The organism is Nonomuraea maheshkhaliensis (assembly GCF_039529435.1).
GTDB classification, from domain to species: Bacteria; Actinomycetota; Actinomycetes; order Streptosporangiales; family Streptosporangiaceae; genus Nonomuraea; species Nonomuraea maheshkhaliensis.
Genome location: NZ_BAAAMU010000076.1, coordinates 11,363 through 15,678 on the forward strand (window position 1 = coordinate 11,363; position 4,316 = coordinate 15,678).

Consider the following 4,316-nt stretch of genomic DNA (forward strand, 5'->3'; position numbering starts at 1 on the left):
CGAGCGGCTGCTCGACAACGCCGAAGAGGTGCTGGCGCTGCTGTCGCTCGACAGCGGCAATCCCGGCCTCGACCTGGGCGCCGCGCTCGCCGGCGCGGCCCTGGCCGGGCGCGACAAGCTGCTGCTCGAAGACCAGCTCTCGGCCATCACCGGGCTGCCCGACTGGATCGAGCAGCTCGTCGCCGAGTCCACCGGCAAGCAGGGCAGGGGGATCCTGCCTGTCGTGGCCGCCGACCCTTCGGGGACGGCTGACGAGCTGGTCGTGGCGATCGAGTCCGACGTCGGCGACGTCCGCGTCGACGGGCCGCTCGGCGCGCAGTTCCTCGTCTGGGAGTACGCCACCGCCATCGCCGGGACCGTGCTCGGCATCGACCCCTTCGACCAGCCGAACGTGGCCGAGTCGAAGGCGGACACCGCCGCTCTGCCGGACCTGCCCGACCTGCCCGCCGGCGCGCCCGCGTTCGTGGACGGCCCGGTCGAGGCGTACGGGCCGACGACGGCCAAGGACCTGCCCCACCTGTTCTCCGAGCTGCTGGACGCGGTCCCGGGCGACGGCTACCTGGCGATCACGGCCTACCTCGACCGGCTGGCGGCCTTCGACGCGCCGGTGCCCGACGGGGCCGACTTCGAGCAGATGACCGACGCCTGGATGATGGCCGATCCGGCCACGCTGCGGGCGCTGCTCGCGCTGCGCACCGACCGGCCGGTCACGTTCGGGTGGGGGCCGCGATATCTGCACTCGACTGGGCAATATCACAAGGGTGGCCCGCAGAACGGGGTGTTCCTGCAGATCACCGGGGCGGTGACCGACGACGTCGCCGTGCCGGGCAGACCGTACACGCTGGGCCGGCTCCAGCTCGCGCAGGCGCTCGGCGATTTGGGGGCGCTGGAGACCCGCGGGCGCCCGGCCGTACGCCTGCACTTGACCGACCGCGCGGCCGGAGTCGCGCGTTTGCTCGCAGCCGCACAGGAGGCTTGAGATGACAGACCCGGCAGCACCCGCGGAGGAGGGCGGCCACCGTGGCGGCCGCCGTCGCGGGCACCGCCACCACCATGGAGGTGGCAGCCGCCAACCCGCTGCGCGATCCGCGCGACAAGCGGCTGCCCCGGGTGGCGGGACCATGTGTGATGGTGTTGTTCGGCGTGACGGGGGACCTGGCCAAGCGCAAGCTGCTGCCGGCGATCTACGACCTGGGCAACCGGGGGCTGCTGCCGCCCGGATTCTCCCTGGTCGGGTTCGCCCGGCGGGATTGGAAGGACCAGGACTTCGCCCAGTTGACGCACGACGCCGTCAAGGCCCACGCCAGGACGCCCTTCCGCGAGGAGGTATGGAAGCAACTGCGTGAGGGCATCCACTTCGTCCCCGGCGAGTTCTCGGACGACGGGGCCTTCGACGCGCTGGCCATGGCCTTGGCCGAGATCGACGAGACCAGGGGCACGGGCGGAAACTACGCTTTCTACCTGTCCGTGCCGCCGAAGTTCTTCCCGACGGTGGTGGAGCAGCTCAAGCGGACGGGGTTGTCCGACGCGCCCGACGGGTCGTGGCGGCGGGTGGTCATCGAGAAGCCGTTCGGCCACGACCTGCAGTCGGCCCACGAGCTGAACGAGATCACCACCTCGGCCTTCCCGGAGAGCTCGATCTTCAGGATCGACCACTACCTGGGCAAGGAGACCGTCCAGAACATCATGGCGCTGAGGTTCGCCAACAACCTCTACGAGCCCATCTGGAACCGCGGCTTTGTCGACCACGTGCAGATCACGATGGCCGAGGACATCGGCATCGGCGGCCGGGCCGGCTACTACGACGGCATCGGCGCGGCCCGCGACGTGATCCAGAACCACCTGCTCCAGTTGCTCGCCCTCGTCGCCATGGAGGACCCGACCTCCTTCGACGCCTCGGCGCTGCGGCGGGAGAAGGAGAAGGTGCTCAAGGCCGTGCGCCTGCCGGCCAACCTGGCCCTCAACACGGCCCGCGGCCAGTACTCCGCGGGCTGGCAGGGCGGCGAGAAGGTGGTCGGCTACCTCCAGGAGGACGGCATCTCGGCCGCGTCCACGACCGAGACCTACGCCGCCATCAAGCTGGAGATCGCCAACCGGCGCTGGGCCGGCGTGCCGTTCTACCTGCGCACGGGCAAGCGTCTGGGCCGCCGGGTGACGGAGGTGGCCGTGGTGTTCCAGCGGGCCCCGCACCTGCCCTTCAGCGCCGATGACACCGAGATCCTGGGCCAGAACGCCCTGGTCGTCCGGGTGCAGCCGGACGAGGGCATCACCGTGCGCTTCGGCTCGAAGGTGCCGGGCACGCAGATGGAGGTCCGCGACGTCTCCATGGACTTCGCCTACGGGGAGTCGTTCCTGGAGTCGTCACCGGAGGCGTACGAGCGGCTGCTGCTCGACGTGATGATCGGCGACCCGCCGCTCTTCCCGCACCAGCGGGAGGTGGAGCTGTCGTGGAAGATCCTCGACCCGATCGAGGAGTTCTGGGCCACGCAGGGCCAGCCCGAGGGTTACGAGTCAGGATCGTGGGGGCCCGAGTCGGCCGACGCGATGATGGCCCGCGACGGCCGGGTGTGGAGGAGGCTCTGATGACTACTTTCATGCTGACGGACACGACGGCGGGCAAGATCTCCGCCCAGTTCATGCACCTGCGTCACCAGATGGGCGCGCCGGCCATCGGCATGGTGCTGACGCTCGTCGTGGTCAGCGAGGAGCGCCACCAGTACGACGCGCTGCGCGCGGCCACCGAGGCGGCCCGCGAGCACCCGTCGCGCATCATCGTGGTGATCAAGCGCGAGGAGGACGAGCCCATCAGGCTCGACGCCGAGCTGCGGATCGGCGAGAACACGCCCGGCGAGGTCGTCGTGCTGCGCCTGTACGGCGAGCTGACCGAGCACGCCGACTCCGTGGTCAGCCCGCTGCTGCTGCCGGACACCCCGGTGGTGGCGTGGTGGCCGGGCGCGGCTCCCGACGTGCCCTCCAAGGACGCGATCGGGGCGCTGGCGCAGCGGCGCATCACCGACGCCAAGGGTTTCGACGACGGCGGCGTCAAGTCGCTGGTGATCAGGGCCAAGGGGTACGCGCGCGGTGACACCGACCTGGCCTGGGCCCGGTTGACGCCGTGGCGCAGCCTGCTGGCGGCCGCGTTCGACCAGCCGGTGGGCAAGGTGCGCAAGGGCGTCGTGGAGGCCGCTCCCGGGCATCCGAGCGCGCCGCTGCTGGCCGCCTGGCTGTCGGAGCGGCTGGGCGTGAGCATGAAGGTCGCCGAGTCCGCCGGCCCCGGCCTGACCGCCGTACGCCTGCAGCTGGGCGACGGCGAGCTCGCCGTGGTCAGGACCGACGCCCGGCTGGCCAAGCTGTCGCGTCCCGGCCAGCCCGACCGCAACGTGGCACTGGCCAGGCGGCAGACCTCGGAGCTGATGGCCGAGGAGCTGCGCAGGCTGGACACCGACGAGATCTACGAGACCGCCGTCAAGCGGTTCGCGAGGACGTACAAGGGATGACGACAGTTCAAGGGATGGCGACCGTGAGCGTTCCCGGCATCGTCGTGCACCGCGACGCGGACGTCCTGGCCAAGGCCGTGGCGGCGCGGATCATCACCCGCCTGGTCGACGTGCAGTCGGCCAAGGGCTCGGCCTCGATCGTCCTGACGGGCGGCACGGTCGGCACGGCCACGCTGGCCGCCATCGCCGCCACCCCGGCCAGGGACGCCGTCGACTGGCGGCGCCTGGACGTGTGGTGGGGCGACGAGAGGTTCGTCCCCTCGGGCGACAAGGAGCGCAACGAGACCGGGGCCCGCGAGGCGCTGCTCGACCACGTGGACGTGGACCCCGAGCGGGTCCACGTCATGCGCGGCCCCGACTCGGGCATGACGGCCGAGGAGTCCGCCGACGCCTACGCCGCCGAGCTGCGCAGGGCCGCCAGGCCCGAGGACCACGGGCCGGTACCGAACTTCGACGTGATGCTGCTCGGCATGGGCCCCGACGCGCACGTGGCCTCGCTGTTCCCCGGCCTGCCCGCGCTCTACGACACGCGCCCGGTGGTGGCGGTGCACGGCTCGCCGAAGCCGCCGCCCACGCGCATCTCGCTGACGCTGCCCGCCATCCAGGCCTCGCGCGAGGTGTGGGTGGTGGCGGCCGGTGAGGAGAAGTCGGGCGCGGTGCGGCTGGCCCTGTCGAAGTCCGGGCCCGTCCAGGTGCTCGCGGCCGGGGCCAGAGGGCGGGGGCGGACGCTGTTCCTGCTGGAACGGGCGGCGGCCGGCAAGATCCCGCCGCGCCTGGGCCGCATCGCCTCCCCGTAACGCCTGCGGGCCGCCGCGGGCG

At 71.9% G+C, this 4,316-nt stretch carries 3 protein-coding genes and 1 pseudogene; all 4 read left to right on the forward strand.

All coding sequences use genetic code 11. The annotated features are described in order from the left end of the window. Nucleotides 1-979, forward strand: a pseudogene (locus ABFX54_RS37255) (glucose-6-phosphate isomerase); the annotation flags it as partial. A gap of 74 nt (nucleotides 980-1,053) precedes the next feature. Further along, complete coding sequence (zwf, locus tag ABFX54_RS37260) at nucleotides 1,054-2,583, forward strand: glucose-6-phosphate dehydrogenase (protein ID WP_346111474.1); 1,530 nt, start codon at nucleotides 1,054-1,056, stop codon at nucleotides 2,581-2,583. Then, nucleotides 2,583-3,497, forward strand: a complete 915-nt coding sequence (locus ABFX54_RS37265) for a glucose-6-phosphate dehydrogenase assembly protein OpcA (protein ID WP_346111443.1) — start codon at nucleotides 2,583-2,585, stop codon at nucleotides 3,495-3,497. Before zwf ends, ABFX54_RS37265 begins: the two co-directional genes overlap by 1 nt. Nucleotides 3,498-3,520: 23 nt before the next feature. Beyond that, nucleotides 3,521-4,294, forward strand: a complete 774-nt coding sequence (gene pgl, locus ABFX54_RS37270) for a 6-phosphogluconolactonase (RefSeq protein ID WP_346111476.1) — start codon at nucleotides 3,521-3,523, stop codon at nucleotides 4,292-4,294. Nucleotides 4,295-4,316: the final 22 nt, after the last annotated feature.